The sequence below is a fragment of the Mycetocola manganoxydans genome, from assembly GCF_003667545.1.
GTDB lineage: Bacteria > Actinomycetota > Actinomycetes > Actinomycetales > Microbacteriaceae > Mycetocola_A > Mycetocola_A manganoxydans.
Window position 1 is genome coordinate 1 of the sequence record NZ_RCUV01000030.1, and the last position, 698, is coordinate 698.

The following is a 698-nucleotide window of genomic DNA, read 5'->3' on the forward strand; positions in this document are numbered from 1 at the left end:
CCCCGAGGGTTCGGGTCGGCCAACCGTTACCGGCGTTGTTCCCGGTGGTGAAAGACGCGCTGCAGGACGGGTTGATCGGGATCGAAACCGCCGACGTGATCACCAGGGAACTTGCCACCGCGTCCCCTCGCGCCGATGTGGAGCATTTGGCCGCGGCTGAACAGTTCCTCGTCGATCAGGCCACCGGCCGAACCGACCACACCGGTGTTGTGGGTGTGTCGTTGCCGGCAGATTTGATCGCGATCCAGGCCAGGCAGTGGCGGGACCGGCTCGACACCGACGGGATCGAACCCCGCGCCGAGAAAGCATTCCAGGACCGGGACTTCTGGATCTCCCGCCGCGTTCACAACGGGGTGATGAAGTTCGGCGGGCAGGTCACCCCCGACGTCGGCGGGAAACTCCACGCCCTCCTCGACGCCGTCCTCAACCCCAGAACCACCACCCGCTACCACACAGACCGCCCCACCGGCCCAGACGATGAAACCGCCGAAGGCACTGAAGGCGCTGAAGACAGCACCAGGAGTGTCACCGGCCAGAGCGCACAGCCGGGGCGGGTGCGGGATCCCCGCACCCCGGGCCAGCAACGCGCCGACGTGTTCGCCGCGATGATCGACTCCCTCGCCCGCTCCACCGACACCCCCACCGTCTCCGGCGCCTCCCCCACCGTCATCGTCCGCGTCGACGCCGACGTCCTCGAA

Annotated in this window: 1 protein-coding gene; it reads left to right on the forward strand. The window is 68.1% G+C overall.

The features are described from left to right. A partial coding sequence (locus tag D9V29_RS14740) for a DUF222 domain-containing protein (protein ID WP_121674088.1) occupies window positions 1-698 on the forward strand: 698 nt, incomplete at both ends.